The sequence below is a fragment of the Marinobacter piscis genome (assembly GCF_007671655.1).
In the GTDB taxonomy this organism is placed as follows: domain Bacteria; phylum Pseudomonadota; class Gammaproteobacteria; order Pseudomonadales; family Oleiphilaceae; genus Marinobacter; species Marinobacter piscensis.
This window is the reverse complement of record NZ_VCGX01000001.1, coordinates 688,939-711,080: the sequence shown is the minus strand read 5'-3', so window position 1 is coordinate 711,080 and position 22,142 is coordinate 688,939. Positions and strand designations below refer to the sequence as shown.

The 22,142-nt window shown below is 54.2% G+C and carries 23 protein-coding genes; 12 read left to right on the top strand and 11 right to left on the bottom strand.

Annotation, left to right across the window (positions count from 1 at the left end; translation table 11 throughout):
• The first annotated feature begins 61 nt into the window (after positions 1-61).
• On the top strand, positions 62-1,450 hold the full coding sequence (mnmE, locus tag FFI95_RS03280) for a tRNA uridine-5-carboxymethylaminomethyl(34) synthesis GTPase MnmE (RefSeq protein WP_144820964.1): 1,389 nt from the start codon (positions 62-64) through the stop codon (positions 1,448-1,450).
• A gap of 629 nt (positions 1,451-2,079) precedes the next feature.
• Here mnmE and FFI95_RS03275 read toward each other — a convergent pair.
• On the bottom strand, positions 2,080-2,961 hold the full coding sequence (locus tag FFI95_RS03275; RefSeq protein WP_144820963.1) for a LysR family transcriptional regulator: 882 nt from the start codon (positions 2,959-2,961) through the stop codon (positions 2,080-2,082).
• 143 nt (positions 2,962-3,104) lie between these two features.
• Here FFI95_RS03275 and FFI95_RS03270 point away from each other — a divergent pair, with 143 nt between their 5' ends.
• The gene (locus FFI95_RS03270; RefSeq protein ID WP_144820962.1) at positions 3,105-4,253 is read left to right on the top strand and encodes an MFS transporter; all 1,149 of its coding nucleotides are present in this window, start codon (positions 3,105-3,107) and stop codon (positions 4,251-4,253) included.
• A 21-nt stretch (positions 4,254-4,274) separates the two neighbouring features.
• Here the strand turns inward: FFI95_RS03270 and FFI95_RS03265 are convergent, their stop codons facing one another.
• The 4 genes from FFI95_RS03265 to FFI95_RS03255 form a co-directional block, all read right to left on the bottom strand.
• Complete coding sequence (locus FFI95_RS03265) at positions 4,275-4,769, bottom strand: FMN-binding negative transcriptional regulator (RefSeq protein ID WP_246069350.1); 495 nt, start codon at positions 4,767-4,769, stop codon at positions 4,275-4,277.
• Positions 4,770-4,936: 167 nt separating this feature from the next.
• Complete coding sequence (locus FFI95_RS15440) at positions 4,937-5,191, bottom strand: hypothetical protein (RefSeq protein ID WP_246069348.1); 255 nt, start codon at positions 5,189-5,191, stop codon at positions 4,937-4,939.
• Positions 5,192-5,227: 36 nt separating this feature from the next.
• Positions 5,228-5,350, bottom strand: coding sequence for a hypothetical protein (locus FFI95_RS15525; RefSeq protein ID WP_257535316.1), 123 nt, complete (start codon positions 5,348-5,350; stop codon positions 5,228-5,230).
• Positions 5,343-6,191, bottom strand: a complete 849-nt coding sequence (locus tag FFI95_RS03255; protein ID WP_144820961.1) for a hypothetical protein — start codon at positions 6,189-6,191, stop codon at positions 5,343-5,345. Before FFI95_RS03255 ends, FFI95_RS15525 begins: the two co-directional genes overlap by 8 nt.
• A gap of 193 nt (positions 6,192-6,384) precedes the next feature.
• Here FFI95_RS03255 and FFI95_RS03245 point away from each other — a divergent pair, with 193 nt between their 5' ends.
• Positions 6,385-7,572: a hypothetical protein gene (locus FFI95_RS03245; protein WP_246069346.1), complete on the top strand. Its 1,188-nt coding sequence runs from the start codon at positions 6,385-6,387 to the stop codon at positions 7,570-7,572.
• Between the two features lie 16 nt (positions 7,573-7,588).
• Positions 7,589-7,810: a hypothetical protein gene (locus FFI95_RS03240; RefSeq protein WP_144820958.1), complete on the top strand. Its 222-nt coding sequence runs from the start codon at positions 7,589-7,591 to the stop codon at positions 7,808-7,810.
• Between the two features lie 24 nt (positions 7,811-7,834).
• On the opposite strand, the gene FFI95_RS03235 is transcribed toward FFI95_RS03240, so the two are convergent.
• The 3 genes from FFI95_RS03235 to FFI95_RS03225 form a co-directional block, all read right to left on the bottom strand.
• Entirely contained in the window at positions 7,835-8,158 is a 324-nt protein-coding gene (locus FFI95_RS03235; RefSeq protein ID WP_144820957.1) for a HigA family addiction module antitoxin, read from the bottom strand.
• Positions 8,159-8,172: 14 nt separating this feature from the next.
• A complete protein-coding gene (locus tag FFI95_RS03230; protein ID WP_144820956.1) occupies positions 8,173-8,466 on the bottom strand; it encodes a type II toxin-antitoxin system RelE/ParE family toxin in 294 nt (97 codons plus the stop codon).
• Positions 8,467-8,608: 142 nt separating this feature from the next.
• Positions 8,609-9,481, bottom strand: a complete 873-nt coding sequence (locus FFI95_RS03225; RefSeq protein WP_144820955.1) for a LysR substrate-binding domain-containing protein — start codon at positions 9,479-9,481, stop codon at positions 8,609-8,611.
• Between the two features lie 164 nt (positions 9,482-9,645).
• Between FFI95_RS03225 and FFI95_RS03220 the strand changes: the two genes are divergently transcribed.
• Together FFI95_RS03220 and fghA are read left to right on the top strand one after the other, a co-directional pair.
• Positions 9,646-10,773, top strand: coding sequence for an S-(hydroxymethyl)glutathione dehydrogenase/class III alcohol dehydrogenase (locus FFI95_RS03220; protein ID WP_144820954.1), 1,128 nt, complete (start codon positions 9,646-9,648; stop codon positions 10,771-10,773).
• Between the two features lie 52 nt (positions 10,774-10,825).
• Positions 10,826-11,668 carry an S-formylglutathione hydrolase gene (gene fghA / locus FFI95_RS03215; RefSeq protein ID WP_144820952.1) on the top strand — a complete coding sequence of 281 codons (843 nt, stop codon included), beginning with the start codon at positions 10,826-10,828 and terminating at the stop codon, positions 11,666-11,668.
• Positions 11,669-11,702: 34 nt separating this feature from the next.
• On the opposite strand, the gene FFI95_RS03210 is transcribed toward fghA, so the two are convergent.
• Positions 11,703-12,017: a c-type cytochrome gene (locus FFI95_RS03210; RefSeq protein ID WP_246069344.1), complete on the bottom strand. Its 315-nt coding sequence runs from the start codon at positions 12,015-12,017 to the stop codon at positions 11,703-11,705.
• Positions 12,018-12,281: 264 nt separating this feature from the next.
• On the opposite strand from FFI95_RS03210, the gene clrA reads away from it, so the two are divergent.
• The 6 genes from clrA to FFI95_RS03180 are packed head-to-tail and all read left to right on the top strand — an operon-like array spanning position 12,282 to position 20,611.
• On the top strand, positions 12,282-15,056 hold the full coding sequence (gene clrA, locus FFI95_RS03205; protein WP_218975799.1) for a chlorate reductase subunit alpha: 2,775 nt from the start codon (positions 12,282-12,284) through the stop codon (positions 15,054-15,056).
• Between the two features lie 12 nt (positions 15,057-15,068).
• The gene (gene clrB, locus FFI95_RS03200; protein ID WP_144820951.1) at positions 15,069-16,049 is read left to right on the top strand and encodes a chlorate reductase subunit beta; all 981 of its coding nucleotides are present in this window, start codon (positions 15,069-15,071) and stop codon (positions 16,047-16,049) included.
• A 16-nt stretch (positions 16,050-16,065) separates the two neighbouring features.
• Positions 16,066-16,809: a molecular chaperone TorD family protein gene (locus tag FFI95_RS03195; protein ID WP_144820949.1), complete on the top strand. Its 744-nt coding sequence runs from the start codon at positions 16,066-16,068 to the stop codon at positions 16,807-16,809.
• Positions 16,810-16,838: 29 nt separating this feature from the next.
• On the top strand, positions 16,839-17,660 hold the full coding sequence (locus FFI95_RS03190; RefSeq protein ID WP_144820947.1) for an ethylbenzene dehydrogenase-related protein: 822 nt from the start codon (positions 16,839-16,841) through the stop codon (positions 17,658-17,660).
• A 9-nt stretch (positions 17,661-17,669) separates the two neighbouring features.
• A complete protein-coding gene (locus FFI95_RS03185) occupies positions 17,670-18,749 on the top strand; it encodes a P-loop NTPase (protein WP_144820945.1) in 1,080 nt (359 codons plus the stop codon).
• Positions 18,746-20,611: a beta propeller repeat protein gene (locus FFI95_RS03180; protein WP_144820944.1), complete on the top strand. Its 1,866-nt coding sequence runs from the start codon at positions 18,746-18,748 to the stop codon at positions 20,609-20,611. Before FFI95_RS03185 ends, FFI95_RS03180 begins: the two co-directional genes overlap by 4 nt.
• Before the next feature lie 54 nt (positions 20,612-20,665).
• Here the strand turns inward: FFI95_RS03180 and FFI95_RS03175 are convergent, their stop codons facing one another.
• Positions 20,666-21,082, bottom strand: a complete 417-nt coding sequence (locus FFI95_RS03175) for a carboxymuconolactone decarboxylase family protein (RefSeq protein WP_144820942.1) — start codon at positions 21,080-21,082, stop codon at positions 20,666-20,668.
• 85 nt (positions 21,083-21,167) lie between these two features.
• Positions 21,168-22,103 carry an ectoine hydroxylase gene (thpD, locus tag FFI95_RS03170; RefSeq protein ID WP_144820941.1) on the bottom strand — a complete coding sequence of 312 codons (936 nt, stop codon included), beginning with the start codon at positions 22,101-22,103 and terminating at the stop codon, positions 21,168-21,170.
• Positions 22,104-22,142 lie beyond the last annotated feature (39 nt).

The window sequence follows — 22,142 nt, the reverse complement described above, 5'->3', positions numbered from 1 at the left end:
CCTCTAAGGAGCCTTTACTCTTTTAGCCGTGGATAAAGTGGTTGTGTGAGAGGCAGAATTTATGAGCCATAGTTCCGGAACATTCAGTGCGCCTGATACCATTGCGGCCATCGCAACGGCGCCTGGCCAGGCGGGGGTCGGGATTATTCGGGTATCCGGGCCACTGGCAAAGCACATTGCCACCACCATGCTGGGTCTGGAACCAAGGCCCAGATATGCGCACTACGGTGCCTTTCTGGATCAGGCCGGTGCTCTGATTGACGAAGGCATTGGTCTGTTTTTCCCCAACCCGCACTCGTTTACCGGCGAAGATGTGTTTGAGCTCCAGGGTCACGGAGGCACAGTGATCCTCGATTTGCTGTTGCGGGAAGTCTGCCAGCTTGGTGCCAGGCTGGCCCGCCCTGGTGAGTTCTCGGAGCGTGCCTTTCTCAATGATAAGCTGGACCTGGCACAGGCTGAAGCCATTGCTGATCTGATTGAAAGCAGCTCAGAGCAGGCGGCCCGCTGTGCCGTACGCTCCATGCAAGGGGTGTTTTCCCAGCGCATCGAGTCGCTTGTGGAAGCCGTCACGCATCTGCGCATTTACGTAGAAGCCGCGATCGATTTTCCGGAAGAGGAAATCGATTTTCTGGCTGACGGCAAAGTTGCCGCGGATTTGCAGGAGCTGCTGGAACAACTGCAGGTAATCCTGGCAGAAGCCCAGCAGGGGACCATTCTTCGCGATGGCATGAAAGTGGTGATTGCCGGACGCCCGAACGCCGGTAAATCCAGCTTGCTTAATGCCCTGGCCGGCCGGGATGCGGCTATCGTTACCGCCATTGAAGGGACCACCCGGGATGTGTTGCGCGAACATATCCACATTGACGGCATGCCCCTGCATATAATTGATACGGCGGGTCTGCGGGACAGCCCGGACGAAGTTGAACAGATCGGCATTGCCCGAGCCTGGGAAGAAATACGTCAGGCAGATCGCATACTGCTCATCGTTGATGCCACCACCACAGACAAAACCACGCCCCATGAAATCTGGCCGGACTTCATCGACCAGCTACCCGAGGCGGCTCCCGTGACGGTGATCCGTAATAAAGTGGATCTCAGTGGCGAAACCCCGGGGCTTACAGACGTGCCATCGGATCAGGCGCCGGTTATACGACTTGCGGCAAAGTCTGCTGAAGGTCTGGATACGCTTCGGGATCACCTGAAACAGTGCATGGGCTTTGCCAGTACTACGGAAGGCGGTTTTCTCGCCCGGCGCCGGCACCTGGATGCCCTGGAACAGGCACACAGCTTCCTCCTTCAGGGCCAGGCACAACTGGAAGGCTACGGTGCCGGAGAGTTACTGGCAGAGGATCTGAGGGCAGCCCAGGATGCTCTGGGGGAGATTACCGGACACATCACGCCGGATGAATTGCTTGGCAAAATTTTCGGGTCGTTTTGTATTGGGAAGTAAAACACTCAAAAATATCGAAAAGTATCCAATTAAATACAAATAAGTCGTTGTTTTATATCTAAATTTATTTTATTTCTTTACAGGCAGTTTGATCCGTTTTGTCCCCTCTTCTTTGAGCAAGTCGAAAAACGATTCATGGGAGGCTTTCGGCATTAACCAAAGCCGAATGCCGGGAACTCGCTGCAATATCTTGACCTTACCGATTCAGCTGTGAAATTGCAGAAGTTACGCACTGGGATTCCAGCGGCAACTTATCCAGATTAATAACGCAGGGGGGACAGCCATCTCCAGGAGCCGCCTTTTGCAAACTTATGGAATGGGGCATCAGTTATCCAAATCAGATAGGTATGTGTAGCGATTGGAAAGTGCTCCAAACCATTAGTTTCGTCCCAATTGCCGGCGCTCTGTTCAGACTGTCCAATCAGCGCCCGAGGTTCGTTACATCAGGGGCCACATCTTTCGGGTTCTTCAACTCGTGAAACGGCACATTTAGAGACAGTCGCAATCGCGTCTTTTTCTGGTGTGTACCAGCACCAAAAACGCATTTTAGTGCTTGGTCTATGGCATTGTTGCAGACAAGGCACTTGCGGTTGGCGTAAGAGTGGTTAATTCTTGCAGAATCCTTTGGGCTAATGCGAGTTGACGAAATTTTTGAGCTGATTACTCAGCGGGTTGCCCGCCTTGTATGCGAGTATTAGGGGTTGAGAGAAGCCCTCGTCGGTAAGCGGCACAGTAATTAGCCCTTGAGCCATTGACGCGACGCTGGAAGGGAGGATCGTGATCCCAATGCCCGCCCCAACAAAGCACAGTGTGCTTCCGATATCTGGCACCTCCAAAATACGACTGAGAGAAACTCCTGTTTTGTCGGCTAATGATTCCACTTGCCGCCTCAGGAACGTTCTTTGGGTTGCCGGTTGAAGCAAAAGTCGCTCTCCAGCGAGCTCCCTGAAACTGATTGATGATTTTTCCTGTAGCCTGTGGCCCGGGTTCAGAATCACAAACAGCGGCTCATTTCCTAACCTGGAAACTGATAAGCCAGACAGGGCGTCTTCGTCCAGATCTGCGCGGAGAACCGCAGCATCAAGCTTGCCAGCTTTCAGCGAAGCGATATGAAAGAGGGCATTCCCTTCGTGTAACTCCAGATTGAGCATCGGGCGATCTGAGAGTAAATCAGCCAGGGCTGAAGTGAGTGTTTTGGAGAAGATGGCGCTTGCCGAATAACCGACCCGCAATGTGCCTACCTCACCGTATGCAGCTTGCCGCGCAACATTGACGCTTCGGTGGGCTGCACCGAGTATTTTCAGGCTTTCCCCAAGAAAGGCTTCGCCTGCCTTCGTGAGGTGCACGCCCCGGGTGCTTCGCTCAAAAAGTGTAACGTCCAATGTGTCCTCCAGCTTTTTGATGCTTTGGCTCAGCGGCGGCTGGGTAATATGCAATCGTTCGGCAGCTTTCCGGAAGTTAAGCTCCTCTGCAACTGCAACAAAGTGCTTGATCTGTTTTAGCTCGACCATTTCATCCCTCCTTTGAGGTGAGAATTCTCGGATTCCTGCCCGGGCACTCTGTCAGGTCATGTATCACTGCGATATCAAATCCGACATTCAGTTTTGCTCTGCTCGTGAGTAGCTTGTTCCGTTCCAGCGCGACGGAGTAAGCAATGCGTACCGCCTTGATGATCGGTTCGATCGGCTCATTTTTTAACCTGTACCAACTGCAGGCATTGTTTCCCCAGTTGGCAGACCGGTTCGGAACAACCGTTACGGAAGCGGGTTGGTTAAACATGGCATCGCTTCTGGGAATGATGATCACTGCACCGATAACTGGCGCAGCGACAAGACACTCCAATGCTTCAACGGTCCTGGTATTTGGTTTCCTGGCATTAGCGGCATTTAATGCCTCGATCGCATGGACTACAAATCAATATTTGCTTTTCGTTGTTCGGTTTGCTCAGGGCGTTGTCATTCCATTTCTTTTGACATCAACCATGAACCTGGTCTCAACTCAACCAGGGCGTTTCGTGCCACTGTACGTGACCGGAACGATTGTGGGCAGCACCTTCAGCCGGTTGTATCCTGGCTGGTCCGTTGATGCAATCGGCTGGGAGCTGGGGTTCCTAAGCTCCGCATGCCTCATGGCGCTGTCTGCAATAGCCATTCACTTTTTGCTGAATGCGTCCGGTGCTGAATCAGCGGGCGGCCTGGAGCGGCATCAATCCCCAATGGCATATGCGAAACGAGCGTTTTCCGACAGCACGCTGCTCGTTGCATATCTTGCGGGATTTGCGTTGCTCTTCACACAAAGTGCGGTCTTCACGGTACTTGGTCTCTGGCTGTCTCAAGAGCCCTATTTTTGGGATTCCGAGCGGATTGGAACGCTCTATCTGGCATGCCTACCAGCCCTGTTTTTCGTTCTTGGCGCGCGTTTTTTCCGACGCTACGCGACCGAAGCGGTAATCACCGCTTCACTAATTTTGTTGATCTGGGTTTCGCTTTGGATTATCGGCGAAACCGGCATGTCCATTATTATTGGCGTTGCGCTGTTCGCCGCGGGAACCTACATGTTCCAGACAGTGACGACTCAACTGTTAAACAACTCCCGCCTCGTGCCCGCCGGGGTGGCAACCGGAATATACCTCTCTTTCTACTATCTGGGCGGCGCTCTTGGTGCAAGTCTCGCCGCTTACGTATTTGCGATATGGGGTTGGAGTGGAGTGATCATATGTATTGCGATGACTCAGGCATTCATCTTGTGTCTTGTTCTTTTTGTACGGTACTGGCCCGTCGTGTGCTTAAGTACCAAAACCTGAGACAATAATTAGCATCCCAGCTTAGCGTATGAATGCGGACATCGCCTTAGCCGTTGGCGTCCCCTCGCTTTCCAAGCCAGTTTTGACACCGTATCGGTTACTCTCAGGCTGATTTTGACTGGCCTTCAACTTTCCCGTCAAATGCTCGATCCTGATCTCGATTCCAACGATAGCTTTCATCAAACGATCAGTGAAATCCGCTGGCGCGTCATCTACAGCCCAAGGCTGCGCTCGACCTCTTTCGTGCTGAGCTGTTAACCGGCACAGGTGATCCTTGAGCCAAACGGGATCCTGTATAACGCGGCCACGGCCTTGGACATGGACAGCCAGATGACACCGCAATGTGCCGAGTGAGCCATCGCCATCACTGCTCAAATGGAAAGGAACATGGTTCGCCTCGATACCTTCAGCGTCGGCGATCACAAGTAATCCAAAGCTATAGTCGCGGATATATTGAAAGGCCGCTCTATAAGTATCGACAGCAGCCAGAATAAAGCGAATGAAAAGTGTCACCACCAATAGATACCACGCAAAAAGCGAAGCGCTAGCGCCCCTGAAAACGATCTCAGCAATGCCGATACAGACAAGCGCTGCTGCTATAAATCTTGTCCATGCTTAGACTCCCCGGTAACACTTTACTTCGACGCTACCAGAACCTTGGAAAATGCAAGTTTTCTCCATTGTCAGGCGGCTCGGAATTGTTCGGGCAGCCATGGCAGTTTTACTTTGTTGTAGATGTCGTCTGTCATCGCTGCTAGGTCTTCCAAGTCAAAGTCTGGAACCAGTAACGCCGTGCCGTGGTAGCGAATTCGCGGATAGTCGGATGGCTGGAAGACACCGTGGGGGAGATCATCCTCATAGCCCAGCCAATGCCTGAGTCGCAGATCGATACACCAGCCCTGTTCGAATTCAATCCAACAGTGAGCGGAGGTGATCATGCGGGTGGCTCGGTCTTCGACGTATCCGATCCGGCACTAGTGGAAGATATGGTGCTTACTCAGGATGCTACTGATCACAAAGGTCATGCAATCGCTGTCGATTCTGGCATCCTCTAGCAATAACAGTGCGAGCTCAAGTTCATCGTGCCACTCACTCATGATTGGGCTCCTTGAACATCAGCTGCTGTCCTTGTTCGTACATCACCGGGTACGACAGTGGCTCGCCTTCTTGAATGACGAAGCCCGGTGGGAAATACATCACCATCCAGGGTGGCAGGGCACCGCTGATTGCGCGATAGAACTTATCCACAGGGAAACCGGGTTGGTCACCGGCTTGCCGGAAAACCAGGCGAGAGTATTTTTTTGAGTGATTGGCCGCGATGTTGTAGCTTTCAGGCTCACCACCTTTTATATAGGTGGGTGTTTTCCAGTAAACCGGAGTTTTGATGTTGTAGGCAACCACACATTGGCCTGCATCACACCCGTACTCAGCGCTTTCAACAGACCAAAGCATCAGCGGGTGGCCGTCAATATCTGGCGTCGTCACATTGCTAAGCTTGGTGGCATCCAACGCCATATCCTTGGCCACTTGCTGGATGGCCTGGTCTACCAGTTCTACATACTGCTCATACGCCTGGTCCTCCGAGGTAACCTTCGACGCAGGCATCCAACCCATAAGACTGGGTCTTGCCGAAGGTTTGTCGGGAGTCATCATAATATCGGTGGCGTTGAACACAAACGTCTGGGTGCCGGAAAGGTGTCGGAGCGGAGCATCGAATGAAGTCGCCAAGCTGGCGAAGTCCAGTAATGGCCCCAATATCCCTTTACTGTAGGAGCGGGTGCCGTCCTCAGAGTCCCGCAAATCCATGTCGTAGATACCACCGGCTCTTGCTAGATTTAAAGCCCGAGATTGCTCAGCATCGTAAGCCCGTGGCGTGGACGCACAGCCAGCCAAGGCAGCTGCCAATATTGTTGTCGTTAAGGGTGCTAATCTTTTCATGATGTCCTCCTGCTTTTATTAAATATTCTCATGAGGTTGAGAATATGCAAGAGATAAATTGGAAATAATATATATAAATCAATAGTTTGTACTGATGGTACAAAGTTGGGCTTCGAATGCGGTAATAAGTTATCCAGGCCAGTCTATATTTGGCTGTAAAAGAAATGGCACTTTTGCTCAACAGAGGTTATCGATGGAAAGCGTCGCCGCAATTACTCGGGAATCACTTTACGAAGAGGTATGGGCAGAGCCCGTCACCAGAGTTGCACCGCGCTATGGAATATCCGGTGTGGCACTGGGAAAAATTTGTCGAAAACACAAGATACCTTTGCCGCCACGGGGGTACTGGGCAAAAATTAACGCCGGACACTCACCGAAAAAGATTCCGCTTCCTACTGCCAAGGAATTTGAAAATTACTCCCTACCGCTCACCCGATCACGCACCTATAACCCCGACAATCCCGATGCCTCGCGGAAAAAGGCGACCACTGCCCAAGAGCGTATAGGTGTTGTTGATGTACCAGAATCGCTTGAATCACCGCATCCCTTGATAACGAAAGCATCCAAGCGACTGAGACGAAAGACCGGCTGGGACAACTACAAAGGCCTGCGTTCAGCGCCGGGGGAAATATTCGATTTCGAAGTGACTCGGGATGCCATCGATCGCGCACTGTTTATAGGCGACGCACTGATAAAAGCACTTGAACGTCAGGGCATGAAGGTTTGGGTGGATCGTGAGAAGAGTCGCACGCTGATTGGTCTGAACGAAACCTCTTTGACCATAGCCATTAGCGAACATGTCGCCAGGACCAAGCATAAGGTCTCTGCAGCAGAGAAAAAGGCAATTGAGCGCTGGCAACGTTCTCCGCATCGCTGGGGAGCCGGGCACGACTACCCAAGGCCGCCTGACTACGACTACCACCCAACCGGGAAACTGAGAATTTCAATCGGCGGCTATCCTTCCAGAAGTTGGGGGGATACGCCCAAGACCTCGCTGGAGCAAAGGCTACACCAAGTGGTTGCCGGCGCATTGGACTTGATAGAAGAGGAGCGTATCCGCACAGAGGAACAAGAACGCAGACGTGTGGCATGGCAGAAAGCAAAAGATAAACACGATCGCCAGGTTGAGCTTCGAAAACAGGAGCTGCAGCAAATTGAAAAGCTTAAGGCGAACGCCGCGCAGTGGCGGGAAGCTGAACAGCTACGACAGTATATCGACGCGGTAGAACAGTCTGCGATCAGGAATGGGGAGCTCAACGAGGAACTCCTGGACTGGATTAACTGGGCGCGGATCAAAGCAGACTGCATTGACCCGTTGATAGCGGTGTCTGATGCTATTCTGGATGGCCCGGAACCACCGTGGCCGGGCTACTATTACTGATATTGGTGAGTTACTGATGAAACAGTTCGTTATTTGTTTTAGTGAACGTGAGACAGCACCGGATAGGATTGAACGAATAGCAGCAGACTTGGGGATTACCTCAGCACAGCTCATCAAGCGCTTTATAGCTGAAGGCTTGGCTACCATTGAACCTGTAACGGGTGAGGCTGTTCCAGGAAAAAATCTGGAGGATTTTCTGGTCAGGAATGACGTTTTAAATGCGAGATCTGAGGATTAATCATCCTCCGAGCCGAGTTTTTTTTCAGGCTTGCTTCATAGGCAGAACGTGAGGTTTTACAGGTTTCACGTTCTTGGCTTCGTGCTCATAGGCCCGATGACGAACGTCCCACAACTCAACCGCGTGCTGAATGTTCAGCCAGAATTCCGGTGTGTTTCCCAAAGCCGCTGCCAGCTTGATGGCCATAGGCGCGGTCAGGGTGCCTTTGTCGTGAACAATCCGACTGAGGGTATTCCTGTGCACACCCATGGCTTCGGCAAGCTCACTGATTTCAATGTTCATCGGTTCCAGGAACTCTGTAACCAGCATTTGGCCCACGGTCACCGGACGACGTTTTGTAGTTCTCATAACTATAACCTCCACTAACCCTTGTAAGCGTGCGGATCCAGGTACGCATCCAGGGCGGTACTGTCTTCCCAGCGAAAGATCAGGCGATACTGTTTGTTTACCCGGATGGAACACCATCCAGACAGGTTTCCCTGCAAATGTTCAAACCGGTTACCCGGCGGAACCCTCAAGTCTGACTCCTGCGTTGCGGCATCAAGAATCTGGATCTTCCTGAACAGGGCACCTTCAATGGTGCTGGGTATTTTCTTATGGCTCTGGTCTTGCTCGTAGAAAGCTTCCAGCCACGCATCCCTGAATTCAACAGCCATAATTGTCTGATCATTTTTTATTTATTTTACGCACAACGCTGTTGTGCGTCAACGTCGTTTAAATGAGAACGAATCTGTTTAGGGTGTGATGTTGCTATAGCTAAGGCTAATATGAAGGGGCTATGAGGCGGCCCCAGCTACACTACCTGGCCAGTGACTCACTGAAAAAATCCAGCAGCATCCGTACCTTTGTCGTCAGATGACGGTTATGAGGGTAAACCGCCCAGATACCGTCATCCGCTTCCTGATAATGCTCCAGTAAACTGACCAGCCTGCCGGAGGCCAGCGACGGCTGTACGTAGTAATCTGGTAGTTGCACAATGCCGATTCCTTTCAGCGCTGCATCCAGAAGTGCCCAGCCGCTGTCGCACTTCATATTGCCTTTCACCCGGATATTATGGGGCTTGCCTTGCTCCTGAAACCGCCAGTAATCGAGATTGCCCTGAAGGCAGTTATGCTGTTCCAGTTCGGAGAGTGAATAAGGCTCACCATACGTTGAAAGGTAAGCGGGCGATGCACAGGCATACAGGGTTCGTGACGACAAACGCCGGGCCATCATGGTGGAGTCTTCCAGTTTGCCCAGCCGGATGGCCAGATCATAGCCACCGCCTACCAGGTCCAGTTTCTGGTTTGTCAGGTTCAGCTGCACCTCCAGTTCCGGGTAACGCAGCACAAAGTCGTTGACCAGCGGCGCAATGATTTTTTCCCCATAGGTAACGGGCGCGGTTAATCGCAATCTGCCTTTGGGGATAAGCTGCAGGTTGGTCATGGCACGTTCGGCTTCTTCCAGCCCATCAAGCACCTGCCGGCAGTGTTGGTAATAGATTTGCCCGGCTTCGGTAACCGACACCTTGCGCGTGGTGCGATAAAACAGTTTGGTGGAAAGCCGGGATTCCAGTGCGCTCACCTGACGGCTTACCTGAGCAGTGGAAATACCCAGTCTTCGGGCCGCGGAGGTAAAGCTCTCGGCTTCCGCAACCGCAACAAACTCATTGACGCCTTCCCAGAGATACATACGCGAGGCCCTGCATAAAAGTAGAGTAATGGCTGACTATTATTACTCTACAGTAACAGTGAATTGATGTTTCGGTGGATTATCTGTCAAAAGAACAATAATACAATGGTGTGACCAACATGGCAGAAGCCTCTGCCCAAGCCCTGAAACCCTTGGAGTGCCATATGACTCAATCCATCAAATCCCGGGCAGCGGTCGCCTGGGCCCCGAACCAGCCACTGTCTATTGAAGAGGTGGATGTTATGCCACCGCAGGCGGGTGAAGTGCGCATCCGTGTGGTGGCCAGCGGTGTGTGCCATACAGATGCCTACACCTTGTCGGGTGAAGATCCGGAAGGCAACTTTCCGGCAATCATGGGCCATGAAGGCGGTGGCATTGTGGAATCTGTGGGTGAAGGAGTAACCGGCCTGCAGGTGGGGGACCATGTTATTCCTCTGTATACGCCCGAGTGTGGCGAATGCAAACTCTGCGTATCCGGCAAGACCAACCTCTGCCAGAAAATACGTGACACCCAGGGCAAAGGCCTGATGCCCGACGGAACCAGTCGTTTTTCCCTGAACGGCGAGCCGATTCTGCATTACATGGGGTGCTCAACCTTCTCTGAGTACACCGTGTTGCCTGAAATTGCACTGGCGAAGGTCAGCAAGGAAGCGCCTCTGGAAGAGGTCTGCCTGCTGGGCTGTGGTGTAACCACCGGCATGGGTGCGGTGATGAATACCGCCAAAGTAGAAGAGGGCGACACGGTTGCCATCTTTGGTATGGGCGGGATTGGTCTGTCTGCAGTGATCGGCGCCACCATGGCAAAAGCCAGTCGGATAATTGCGATTGATATCAACGAGAGCAAATTCGAGCTTGCCCGACAGCTGGGTGCTACTGACTGCATTAACCCGAATGACTACGACAAGCCTATACAAGAGGTAATTACGGAACTGACCGATGGTGGCGTCGACTACTCCTTTGAATGCATTGGCAACGTAGATGTCATGCGTTCTGCGCTGGAGTGTTGCCACAAAGGCTGGGGAGAGTCGGTGATTATCGGTGTTGCCGGTGCCGGCCAGGAAATCTCCACCCGCCCCTTCCAGCTGGTTACCGGGCGGGTCTGGAAAGGCTCAGCGTTTGGTGGTGTGAAGGGTCGTACCGAGTTGCCAGGCCTTGTTGAACGCTACATGCAGGGCGAGTTCAGGCTTGACGACTTCATTACCCACACCATGGGGCTTAATGACATCAACAAAGCGTTTGACCTGATGCACGAAGGCAAGAGTATTCGTTCCGTCATTCATTTTAATAAGTAATTTTAAAGCAGCCGGCCCCAAGAGCCGGCTGCTGCGTAACTGAGAGGTTCCGATGACTATTGAAAATTTAAGTAGCAATAAGAGCTTCGGTGGCTGGCACAAGCAGTACAGCCATTATTCTGAAACATTGAACTGCAGCATGCGTTTTGCGATCTATCTGCCGCCCCTGGCGTCCAATGGCGAGAAAGTACCCGCTCTGTACTGGTTGTCTGGACTGACGTGTACCGATGAAAACTTCATGCAAAAAGCAGGTGCTCATCGAATGGCAGCAGAGCTTGGTATCGCTATCATTGCTCCGGATACCAGCCCCCGCGGTGATGAGGTAGCCGATGATGATGCCTATGACCTGGGTAAGGGCGCAGGCTTCTACGTAAATGCGACCCAGGCACCCTGGAGCCGGCACTACCGTATGTACGATTATGTACTGAACGAGCTGCCGGCGCTGATTGAAGAGCGGTTTCCGGTAAGTGATGTGCGTTCGGTGTCCGGCCATTCCATGGGTGGGCACGGGGCTCTGGTGCTGGCATTGCGTAACCCGGAGCGGTATCAGTCGGTATCCGCATTCAGTCCGGTCAGCAATCCAGTCAACTGTCCCTGGGGCAAAAAGGCGTTTTCGGCTTACCTGGGGAACGACACCTCAGACTGGGCGCAATACGACGCCAGCCTGCTGATGCAGGAAACCAGCAAATTTGTACCCGCCCTGGTAGACCAGGGAGAGGCGGATAATTTCCTGGAAGAGCAGCTCAAGCCGGAGGCGCTGGAGGCAGCTGCCAGGCAAAGTGGCTACCCGCTGGAACTGAACCGTCATGAGGGTTACGACCACAGCTATTACTTTATCGCCAGCTTTATTGAGCAGCACCTGAGCTTCCATGCCCGGTACCTTTTGCAATCATAAGTAGCACGATTTGCAGGCAATCCGGCAGGCAGCTTTACTGCTTGCTGTAATAGGCAGACAGGTCGTTAATTTCCTGGTCTGACAGATTCGCAGCCTGTGGAGTCATAACCGCCGACATGCCTCCTTCCCGCTCGCCGGCACGGTAGGCTTTCAGGGCCATCTCCATGTACGCCGCCGACTGGCCTGCAAGGTTAGGGTAAATCGGAGCGCTGGATTGCCCATCCACACCGTGGCAGGCTGCACAAACCGCAATCTGATCCGTTGCCGGGGCATCGGCTGCCAAGGCCGGTGCCCCGGCGGTTCCCAAAGCAATTGCCATAGCCATAAATCCAACATGTGCTGTTTTCATATTATCTCCATTACCGGCCGGTATTATCAGTATTCAGGCATGTTCAGAATGTGTAAATTAGGCGTTAACAGATGCGCGGGCGCAAGATCCAGAGGTCGCCTCCTGAGGCGTTATTGACGCACATCAAAAGCAGGCCCGCAAACCCGGGAAATAGGTATTTTACGACATCGGTAAATTCTTGACCTATGTTAGTTTAGCAAGCATTAGAAGCCGCTGCCGGTTTGAGCAGGCAGTATAACGGCAATTGTTGATGAGGAGAGAGACATGGGAATGTGGAAGCTGAAGCGCCGCGATTTCCTCAAGGGGTTGGGAGCAACTGGCACAGGTGCCATGCTGAGTGGCAACGTCTGGGCATTGAACCGGCTGCAGCCAATTGAAGACACTCTGGCCACAGAGTACCCGTACCGGGACTGGGAAGACTTGTACCGGAATGAGTGGGCCTGGGACAGTGTCGGCCATGCGGCACACTGCATAAACTGTATGGGTAACTGTGCCTGGAACGTGTACGTTAAAGACGGCATTGTTATCCGTGAAGAACAGATTGCCAAGTATCCCCAGGTAAATCCGAATGTGCCCGATGCTAACCCCCGGGGCTGTCAGAAGGGCGCCATTCACTCCACGTCCATGTACGAAGCGGATCGCCTGCGCTACCCGCTCAAGCGTGCCGGTGAGCGTGGCGAAGGCAAGTGGCAGCGGATTTCCTGGGATCAGGCCACGGAAGAGATAGCCGACAAAATCATCGATATTTTTGTCAAGTACGGTCCGGGTAAACTGAAAACCCACCAGGGCTCCGGTAACCAGACCATGGTGCGCCAGTCAGGCCCCAACCGCTTTGCGTCTCTGGTTGGCGGTATCCAGCTTGATGGCTTTACCGTGGTAGGGGATCTGTTGACCGGTGCCCATCTGGCTTATGGCAACCCACTGGAAAGCTTTACCTCGGATGCCTGGTTCGATGCCGATTACATCATGCTCGGCATGATCAACCCCAACGCTACCCGCATTCCCGACGCGCACTATATCTGGGAGGCCAAGTACAACGGTGCGCGTATCACCAGCACGTCACCGGACTATAACCCCAGTGCCATTCACACTGACCTCTGGATGCCCATAAACCAGGGATCTGATCCTTTCCTGGCCATGTCCTTTGTGAATGTCATTATTGAAGAAAATCTGTTCAAACCGGATTTCATGAAAGAGCAGACTGACCTGCCTATGCTGGTACGCAGGGATAACGGAAAGCTGCTGCGGGAATCGGACCTGGTGGAAGGTGGATCGGATGAGGTGTTCTACCACTGGGATCTGAATACCAATAAAGCCGTCAAAGCCAAAGGCTCCATGGGTGACGATGACAAAACCCTGAAGCTTGGCGATGTGGATCCGGCCCTTGAAGGTACCTTCACCGTAGAGCAGGGGATCAAGGTCACCACGGTCTTTGAACAGGTGAAACAGGAAGCCGCGAAATACACACCGGAAAAGACTCAGCAGCACACCAATATTCATCCGGATATGGTACGCCAGGAAGCGCGCCTGCTGGCGAAGTCGAAAAAAGCCATCATCATGCTGGGGTACATTACCTCAAGCTACTCCAACTGCTTGTATACCTGCTGGGGCTACGCATTGACACTGGCCCTAACCGGCCATGGTGGTCGTACCGGTGGGCTGGACACCTCCTGGGTGGTCTGGAACCATCCGCGCTGGACTGAGCTGGGCAGCTTCGAGGGTAAAAAATCGGCCCGTTACGAAGCTGGCGGTCTGGGCGAGTTCCTGCGTGGCGGCATGATGGAAGGTGCCCGTAAGCATTTCGACAACAAGAAATTAAAAGAACGTGTCGGCTTCGATCTTGATGAGATGGAAGAGATGATGCAGGAGTCGCTGGATGAGGGCTGGATGCCGTACTATGGCGAAATCAAAGGCATGATCTCAATTGCGGATAACACCTTCCGCCGCAACAAGATGAGTAAGAAATACCGCGAGGAGCACCTGCGCCAGGCTGAAGAGCTGTATGTAAACATTAACGTGCGCATGGACTCCACGGCCGAGTGGGCTGACTATATTCTGCCTGCCGCCAGCCATTATGAAGCCTGGGATATCCGTACCCAGGGGTATCACCGGTTTGCCAACGTATTTACCCGCTCCGTAGAGCCTGTGGGTGAGTCCAAGCCGGACTGGGACATCATGGCGCTGTTGACCAAAAAGATTCAGGAACGTGCCATTGCCCGTGAGGTTGGTCCGATTCCCGACGGCGAAGTGACCCGTGATCTGCACACCATTCACGATGACTTCACCCGCCAGGGTACGCTGAATACAGATTACGATGTGCTCAAACACATCATTGAGGACTCACCGGAATTTGGCGGTGTAACTCTGGAAGAAGCCGCAGAAAAAGGCTTCATCGTGATGAACGAGCACGCTGGCCTGAACCAGCCGCTGAAGCCGGACGAGCCTTATAACCCGTTTACAGCGCAGACGGATGGCAAGAAGCCCTACGAAACCCTGACCGGTCGGATCACGTTTTACGTCGACCACCCACGGTTTCAAAAGCTCGAGTCTACTGTGCCTACAGCGCGCCTGCACGCAGGGCCAGAGGCGTCCAACTACCCACTGAACTTTTACTCGCCCCATGCCCGCTGGGGTATCCACTCCAACTGGCGCAGTAACAAGTATCTGCTGCGGTTGCAGCGGGGCGAGCCGAATATCTACATCAACCCCAAGCTGGCAGAAGAGCGGGGGATCAAAGACGGTGACCGTGTACGGATGTTCAACGCCATTGGCGAGTTTTTCGCCCAGGCCAAGTTCTATCCCAGTATCCCGGTACACTCGATCATGATGGAGCACGGCTGGGAGCCACACCAGTATATTCAGCGCAAGAATATGAACATGTCCAACGCCGTCTTCCTGCAACCACTGGAGCTGGTCGGAGGCTGGGGACATCTTCAGTTCATATACGCCAAGTGGAATGCCAACCAGCATATCCATGAAAGCTGCTACGACATAGAACTGGCCAGGCCTGAAGACATCAACGACCCACGAGCCGTGTAAGAGGACATTATTATGACGGTTAAACGCCAACTCAGCATGGTCATGGACCTGAACAAGTGCATCGGCTGCCAGACCTGTACCGCAGCTTGCAAACTGATGTGGACCAACCGCAACGGCCGCGAGTTCATGTACTGGAACAACGTGGAAAGCCAGCCCGGTAAAGGTTACCCGCGGGACTATGAAAACATGGGCGGTGGTTTTGACGCCGACGGCGCTCTGCGCCTGGGGCGCCAGCCCAGCCAGGAAGACTATGGCATACCTTGGGAATACAACTACGAAGACGCGCTGATGACGGGCACCGACCCGTGGCTGCGTCCCAATGTGAAGCCAACCTGGGGCGCGAACTGGGACGAAGATGAAGGCGAGGGTGACTACCCGAACAGCTATTACTTCTATCTGCCGCGTCTGTGCAACCATTGCTCCAACCCGGCGTGTCTGGCGGCCTGTACCCGTAACGCCATCTACAAACGCCAGGAAGATGGCATTGTGCTGGTGGATCAGGAACGCTGCCGTGGCTACCGTTACTGCGTTAACGCCTGCCCGTACAAGAAGATCTATTTCAACGAAGAGATTTCAAAATCCGAGAAGTGCATTTTCTGCTATCCCCGGATCGAGAAAGGTCTGCCCACGGCCTGTGCCCAGCAATGCGTGGGACGCATTCGCTGGATTGGCTACCGTGATGACGAAGAGGGGCCCATTCACCAGCTGGTGGAGAAGTATAAAGTGGCTCTGCCTCTGCACGCGGAGTGGGGCACTGAGCCCAACGTATTCTATGTACCGCCGACGTCTCCCCCCAAACTGGGAGAAAACGGGGAACAGCTGGATGAGCCCCGCATTCCCCAGTCGTACCTGGAAAGTCTGTTTGGCCCCCGGGTAGGTGAGGTGCTGGACACGCTGGAGCAGGAGCGCCAGGCGAAAGCCGAGGGCAGGGACAGTGAGCTGATGGATATACTGATCGGCTATAAACACGCTGAAATGTTCAAGCTGAGTTAAGACCCGGAGGTAGGCTATGACACAGTCCCCAGCGCCTGCTGCCCGGCAGCATGAGCTTGAACGTACCGACGCCCGAGGTGCCATATATCGCCTTGCGGCCGTGGCCCTTGGTTACCCGCTGGAAGAAACCTGGGAAGCACTGGCCGACGGGCGCCTTCAGCAGGCTTTCAACAACGCCTGGCAGGCCCTGGGAAATGCTCCCTGGCCTGATCTGGAGGTCAGCCCCAGCCTGAGTGATCTGGAAGTAGGCTACATGGCAACCTTTGTTCACGGTAAACGGGGAAAACCCCGTGTACCGCTGGTTGCCAGCGCCTACGAGAAACTCATTGGCGGGGAGACGCCGGGTAACTATATGTTGAACGTGCAGGCGTTCTACACCCACTTTGACCTGACTGCAGCGGTGGCGGATGAAGGCCACAAAGATGAGCCGGACCACGTGTTGGCCATGCTCGAGTTTTGTGCGCTGCTCTGCCACCTGGAAGCCCAGGCACTGGAGCACAACCGCGATGCAGCACCGTACCGCCGCGCACAACGGGACTTTCTGGCGCGCTACCTGGTACCGCTTCTGACCGCGATACGGGCGAGCTACGCCAAGGCGAGCCAGTATGGACTGGACCCGAATCTGGCACACCTTGTGGAAACTTTGCCGGACTGGACACACTTCCAGCAACTGGCACTGGAGCGCCAGGTGGGCCCCAGCCCCCGCCCGGGTGATAGAAAAGCCAAGCCCGAGTCTGCCAGTCAGCCTATGTGGGGCTGAGTGTAACCGACTAGCCGAGGAACCAAGCGATGACACCAACACACATTGTAAGCGGCCGTTTAACCCGCCACCTGGCCGGTGCACTCACACTTGCGGCGCTTTCCGTTACAAGCGTGTCTGTGTTTGCAGATCACGAAGAAGTAAACCCGAACGTTCAGGAAGTTGAAGCCTGGGATACGGTGAAAGTGTCCCGTATTCCTGAAAATATTTATTTGCGTACCCAGAATGATCCGGACGACCTGATCTGGGATCGCCTGCCTGTGTACAGTACCAACCTGCTGCCGGCACCGCCGGTGCATCAGTCAGTAAGCCTGCGGTTTGAAGATGGCGCTACCCGTGGGAAGCACCTGTATTTTCAGGTGGCACGGTCAGATGAGCGTTTCTATCTCCGGATGTTCTGGAAGGATGCCACAGAGAACAGAGGCACAGGTGTGGACAGTTTCCGCGATGGCGTTGCGGTACAGTTCGCCCTGAATGATGCAGATACGTCCTATATGATGGGGACCGGTGAAGATAATCCCGTCAATATCTGGTATTGGCGTGCGGATACTGAGGAGGTGGAAAACCTGGCCGCAGGCGGCTTTGGCAGTACCACCAGCCTGCCGCAACAGAATATCACGGGTGCCAGTGCCTATTTCCCGGACTCGGTACCCAGTGCCAGCGAGTGGCAGGTGGTAATGTCGCGGCCATTTGACTCCGAAGGGGAGCATAATGTTGATTTTGACCGCGACACGGTACCCATGGGCTTTGCTGTCTGGCAGGGTAATGATAACGAACGCGATGGTAACAAACGCGTGACGCACACCTGGATCCTGCTGGACACAAGTCTGGACAGCGATACTGCTAAATAAGGAGCCACTATGTCGGTTTCCCACTTTCCCGGCCGCGACCCTCTGGCATTGGTGCCGGAAGACTGCGGCCGTGGACATGCCTGTCAGTTCTGCCCCGAGGAAGCTCAGTGCCGGCTCGATAAGGGCCAGCATGAAAAAAAACTGATCGAGTCCCGGCTGGCAGAGATTGGTCAGATCATCATGGTCATGGCCAACAAGGGCGGTGTGGGTAAAAGCACAGTGTCAGCGAACGTAGCCGCAGGCTTGGCGGCTCAGGGCTACCGGGTTGGTGTAGCCGATGCTGATATTCATGGCCCCAACCAGAGCCGCTTTTTCGGTTTTGTGGGTGAGCGCATCCGCTTGAGCAAAAAGGGGCTGCCACCCAAGGCATTTGAATACGACGGACTGGAACACCCGGTAAAGGTCGGCTCTCTGGGCTTCATGATGGAGCATGACGACACGCCCATTGTCTGGCGGGATGCTTACAAACACGACTTCATGCATCACCTGATCGGCTCGTTTGACTGGGGGCCTCTGGATTTCCTGGTGATTGATATGCCACCGGGCACAGGCAACGAACTGATCACTCTGGCAGACATGCTGGAAGGCCATGATGTAGCGGCATTGCTGGCAACGACACCACAGGAGGTTGCCCTGATGGACAGCCTGAAAGCTGTGCGTTTCTGCCAGGAGCGGGGCCTGCCACTGATTGGCGTGGTGGAAAACATGGCAGGTGTTACCTGCCCCCATTGCAGCGGCCATTTCCATGTCTTCCCCCGAAACCATCTGGCGAAAGCCCTGGAGTCTGCGGACGTAAATTCAGTGGCACAAATTCCGTTATCGCCGGCGCTTTCCAGTGGCTCTGACACAGGTGCGCCTATTGTGGTAACCGATCCCGAGGGTCCGGAAGCCTTGGCGTTTGCACCGGCCATTGCCGCATGTGAGGCCCAAGGCCGGGCCAGCTTTGCTGAAGCGGCAAAACATTCTCTGGAGGGCCTCACACAGGCAGGGCTGGACAGTGAAGAACTGCAGCAGGCCCTGAACTCGGTTCCCCCGGAGGAACGCGAAGAACTGCGTAAACAGTTGGAATCTTTAAGAGTGTTGTCATGACTGAAACTCGTACACCTGATCGCCGTCGGTTTTTTCGCCAGTTGTTGGGAGCAGAGGATGCTGCCGCACCCGGTCGGGCGCCCTGGCGCCGGGTACCGGAGGTGGGTGCCGGTGATGGCGATGTGCTGTGGTCCGGATGGACCGGATCCGGCGAACTGTTTGTTGTAGGCGATGAAGGAATGGTCTTGCGCTATACCGGCAGCGCCGACGCTGGTGGGTCGCAATGGCAGCACATGACATTGCCCACCCGGCTGCCGCTGCATGGTATCTGGGGAACCGGCGCAGACAACCTGTTTGCCGTAGGCTGGATGGGCGTACTGCTGCATTTCGATGGAACGCAGTGGCGGCTGTTACAGGGGGGAGTTATTGATGATCAGGATGGGCGGTTTGCCCCCTGTGAAGAAAATACCCCCTTGTTTGCCATCGACGGCAACGACCAGGGCCAGGCCTGGGCGGTGGGTGATGATGGCATGATACGCCATTTTGACGGTCACAACTGGCAGCAGGAACGCAGCCCCACGCAGGTTAATCTGCGAGCGGTTGCATGTGCCCCCGGCAATATTGTGTATGCCGCAGGAGGCGAGGGTACGGTGCTCCGGCGTAGCAGTGACGGTCAGTGGGAGAAGCTGGATTGCCCGCTAGGTTCCGGATTCCACGCCATTCTGGTCATGGACGATGGCTCTTTGTTGCTGGGGGGTGGTCGCTATTTTGTCGATCAGGGTGGCTTCCGTGGTGAGCTGGTACGCTATAAAAACGACCGCTTCCAGGCGCTCAGCTTCGATGATCCGATGCCACGCCTGAGGTCGCTTAAAGCTTATAAAGAGGGCGTACTGATTGTTGGTGACCAGGGGCACCTGTATTACCTTAAGGATCTGCGCCTGGACAAGCTGGAAAGTAACAGCTATCACGATCTGATGGATATTATAGTACTGTCTACGGGAGAAGCCCTGGCAGTGGGTGACTTCGGCACTATTATGACCGCGGCCGAGGATTTTACCCAGGCTCTGGCGCCGCCGCCTAAAGCCGCCGCTGCAAGCCCCTGGGAGATTATGGACGTGCCCACCCGGCGCCAGTTATGGGGAGTTGTAGAAGGGCAGGATGGTACCTGCTACGCCTATGGTGAAGCCGGCACAGTGATGCGCCTGCACGGTGATACCTGGGAATTATTACCCGCACCCAGTGAACTGGCCGTGCACTGTGTCTGGGACACCGGGGCCGGGTTGTTTGCCGCCGGTCAGTTGGGGCGGATATTCCGCTTTGACGGACAGCAGTGGGCGTTGCATTACGACCTGAACCTTGACCTGACTATTCTGGGTATGTGGGGCAGCAGCCCGGAATCTGTTTATGCCGTGGGCGATGAAGGCCTGATCCTGCACTTTGATGGTCTGGGCTGGCAGCGTATGCCCAGCGGTACCCAGTCTGCGTTGTACAGTCTGTGGGCCATGGATGATGAACACATGCTGGCGCCAGGCGATTTTGGTCTGGTCCTGAGGTATAACGGTACAGAATGGGCCGATTTCAATGTCGGCACGGAGAACTTTCTTTACGGTATCTGGGGCGACAGCCTGAATGATATCTATGCCGTCGGCCTGTCCGGGACACTGGCGCATTTTAACGGCCAGCGCTGGCAGCAAATGGCCACCCGGTTGCGGGATGACCTGTTGTCGATATCCGGTTCCGAGGCTGCGGGTGCATTCATCGTAGGTACCCGCGGCTGTGTGATGCGCCTTGAGGGCGATCAATGGCTATACGAACCCAGCGGCACAGATGCCGGGTTACGCTCAGTATGTGCCACCCGTAACGGAGCCGTCTACGCAGTCGGGGACCGCGGCACGGTATTACGCCGGAAAGGCGTATCCTGATGCCGTGCAGGGGCCAGCTGCATTGCGGCTGGCCCGCTTCGTAAATGCGACCGGTTATGTAGATTCGTTCTGAGAGGTAATAGCCACACCCTGCTCGGCGAATACTTCCTGAGCCACCTTCATGGCTGTTAATACCCGCGGGAATCCCACGTAAGGAATCAGGTGTACAAGGCAACCGGCAATCTCATCGGGGGTCAAACCGACGTTCAGGCCGGTCACCACGTGCATACCAATTTGTGGCGTACCCTGGGCAACCAGAGCCGAAATCGTGGTGAGTACCTTCTGTTTGTTATCCAGACCGGGGCGCGCATAAACATCGCCAAAGGCAAATTCCACCACCAGCCGGGTCAGATCCGGGGCAATATCCTTGAAACTTTCGCCCACTTCCATATGGCCCGTGGGGCTGTTTTCATCCGGAATGGTTAATTCCTTCAGCTTATCCATACCTTTCTGATAACGATCCGTTGACAACTCAATCTCCTTTTTTCAGCAACTGTTCATCTGCAGTATACCAGTCCGGCCAGCCGACCTCTGCGGTGGCCGGACCCGGGCGTATTCAGCCGGTTCTTTGCAGCTCATCCTTTGCAACAGGCGCCAGAGCGCTGGTGTTGGTTCTGTTGCTCAGGAAATCCGGACGCAGCTTGTTGCCGCAGAAGGGGGCGGTCAGCTGGTTTTCAACACTGTTGTATACAAAGAACAGGTTACTGCGTGGCCAGGGCGACATATTGGCATTGGAAGCGTGCAGCGTATTGCACTCGAATATAATCAGAGAACCGGCAGGCCCTGTGGGCGCCTTGATGCCATGCTGGTCCGCCATTTTTTTCAGGTCTTTGTCACTGGGTACGCCCAGTTCCTGCTTTTTCAGTGAAGACTGGTAATTGTCTTCAGGGGTACGTCCTACACAGGGAATAAAGGTTTTGTGAGACCCCGGGATCAACATCAAAGGCCCATTAAACGGAGTGTTGTCCGTAAGAGCAATTGAGAAACTTACCGCCCGCATTCTCGGCATGCCATCTTCCGCGTGCCAGGTTTCAAAGTCGGAGTGCCAGTCAAAGCCTTTACCGTGAAAGCCGGGTTTGAAGTTGATGCGTGACTGATGGATATACGCATCACTGCCCAGCAACTGGTGCACCATCCCGAGGATTTCGGGGTTGCGGGTCAGTTTGTCAAAGCGGGATGAGAGCTCATGTATACCAAAAACAGAGCGTATTTCCTGCTTACCGGTTTCTGTAATAGTGCCTTCGGAACGCAGGATGCTATCGTCGTTTTCATAGGCTTCCAGGTCGTCCTGGAAACGTCGAATGGTTTCCTTGTCCAGAAAGTTGTTAAACACCAGAAACCCATCACGCTCATACATTGCCAGTTCAGCCTCACTCAGAGGGCCATTTGTACGGTCCTTTCCCTGGCTGTGGATAATTGGATCTATACGGGTTATCGGCGCGGCAGGGCGCTCAAGACGGGTGGGATAAAAGTCGTCAGTACGAGTTTCCATATTCGAACCTCCTTCTTTTAACAATATGACAAAGCAAGC

Coding starts and splice junctions, on each gene's coding strand:
- mnmE (WP_144820964.1), top strand. CDS start 62: ATGAGCCATAGTTCCGGAACATTCAGTGCGCCTGATACCATTGCGGCC.
- FFI95_RS03275 (WP_144820963.1), bottom strand. CDS start 2,961: ATGGTCGAGCTAAAACAGATCAAGCACTTTGTTGCAGTTGCAGAGGAG.
- FFI95_RS03270 (WP_144820962.1), top strand. CDS start 3,105: ATGCGTACCGCCTTGATGATCGGTTCGATCGGCTCATTTTTTAACCTG.
- FFI95_RS15440 (WP_246069348.1), bottom strand. CDS start 5,191: ATGATCACCTCCGCTCACTGTTGGATTGAATTCGAACAGGGCTGGTGT.
- FFI95_RS15525 (WP_257535316.1), bottom strand. CDS start 5,350: ATGAGTGAGTGGCACGATGAACTTGAGCTCGCACTGTTATTGCTAGAG.
- FFI95_RS03255 (WP_144820961.1), bottom strand. CDS start 6,191: ATGAAAAGATTAGCACCCTTAACGACAACAATATTGGCAGCTGCCTTG.
- FFI95_RS03245 (WP_246069346.1), top strand. CDS start 6,385: ATGGAAAGCGTCGCCGCAATTACTCGGGAATCACTTTACGAAGAGGTA.
- FFI95_RS03240 (WP_144820958.1), top strand. CDS start 7,589: ATGAAACAGTTCGTTATTTGTTTTAGTGAACGTGAGACAGCACCGGAT.
- FFI95_RS03235 (WP_144820957.1), bottom strand. CDS start 8,158: ATGAGAACTACAAAACGTCGTCCGGTGACCGTGGGCCAAATGCTGGTT.
- FFI95_RS03230 (WP_144820956.1), bottom strand. CDS start 8,466: ATGGCTGTTGAATTCAGGGATGCGTGGCTGGAAGCTTTCTACGAGCAA.
- FFI95_RS03225 (WP_144820955.1), bottom strand. CDS start 9,481: ATGTATCTCTGGGAAGGCGTCAATGAGTTTGTTGCGGTTGCGGAAGCC.
- FFI95_RS03220 (WP_144820954.1), top strand. CDS start 9,646: ATGACTCAATCCATCAAATCCCGGGCAGCGGTCGCCTGGGCCCCGAAC.
- fghA (WP_144820952.1), top strand. CDS start 10,826: ATGACTATTGAAAATTTAAGTAGCAATAAGAGCTTCGGTGGCTGGCAC.
- FFI95_RS03210 (WP_246069344.1), bottom strand. CDS start 12,017: ATGAAAACAGCACATGTTGGATTTATGGCTATGGCAATTGCTTTGGGA.
- clrA (WP_218975799.1), top strand. CDS start 12,282: ATGGGAATGTGGAAGCTGAAGCGCCGCGATTTCCTCAAGGGGTTGGGA.
- clrB (WP_144820951.1), top strand. CDS start 15,069: ATGACGGTTAAACGCCAACTCAGCATGGTCATGGACCTGAACAAGTGC.
- FFI95_RS03195 (WP_144820949.1), top strand. CDS start 16,066: ATGACACAGTCCCCAGCGCCTGCTGCCCGGCAGCATGAGCTTGAACGT.
- FFI95_RS03190 (WP_144820947.1), top strand. CDS start 16,839: ATGACACCAACACACATTGTAAGCGGCCGTTTAACCCGCCACCTGGCC.
- FFI95_RS03185 (WP_144820945.1), top strand. CDS start 17,670: ATGTCGGTTTCCCACTTTCCCGGCCGCGACCCTCTGGCATTGGTGCCG.
- FFI95_RS03180 (WP_144820944.1), top strand. CDS start 18,746: ATGACTGAAACTCGTACACCTGATCGCCGTCGGTTTTTTCGCCAGTTG.
- thpD (WP_144820941.1), bottom strand. CDS start 22,103: ATGGAAACTCGTACTGACGACTTTTATCCCACCCGTCTTGAGCGCCCT.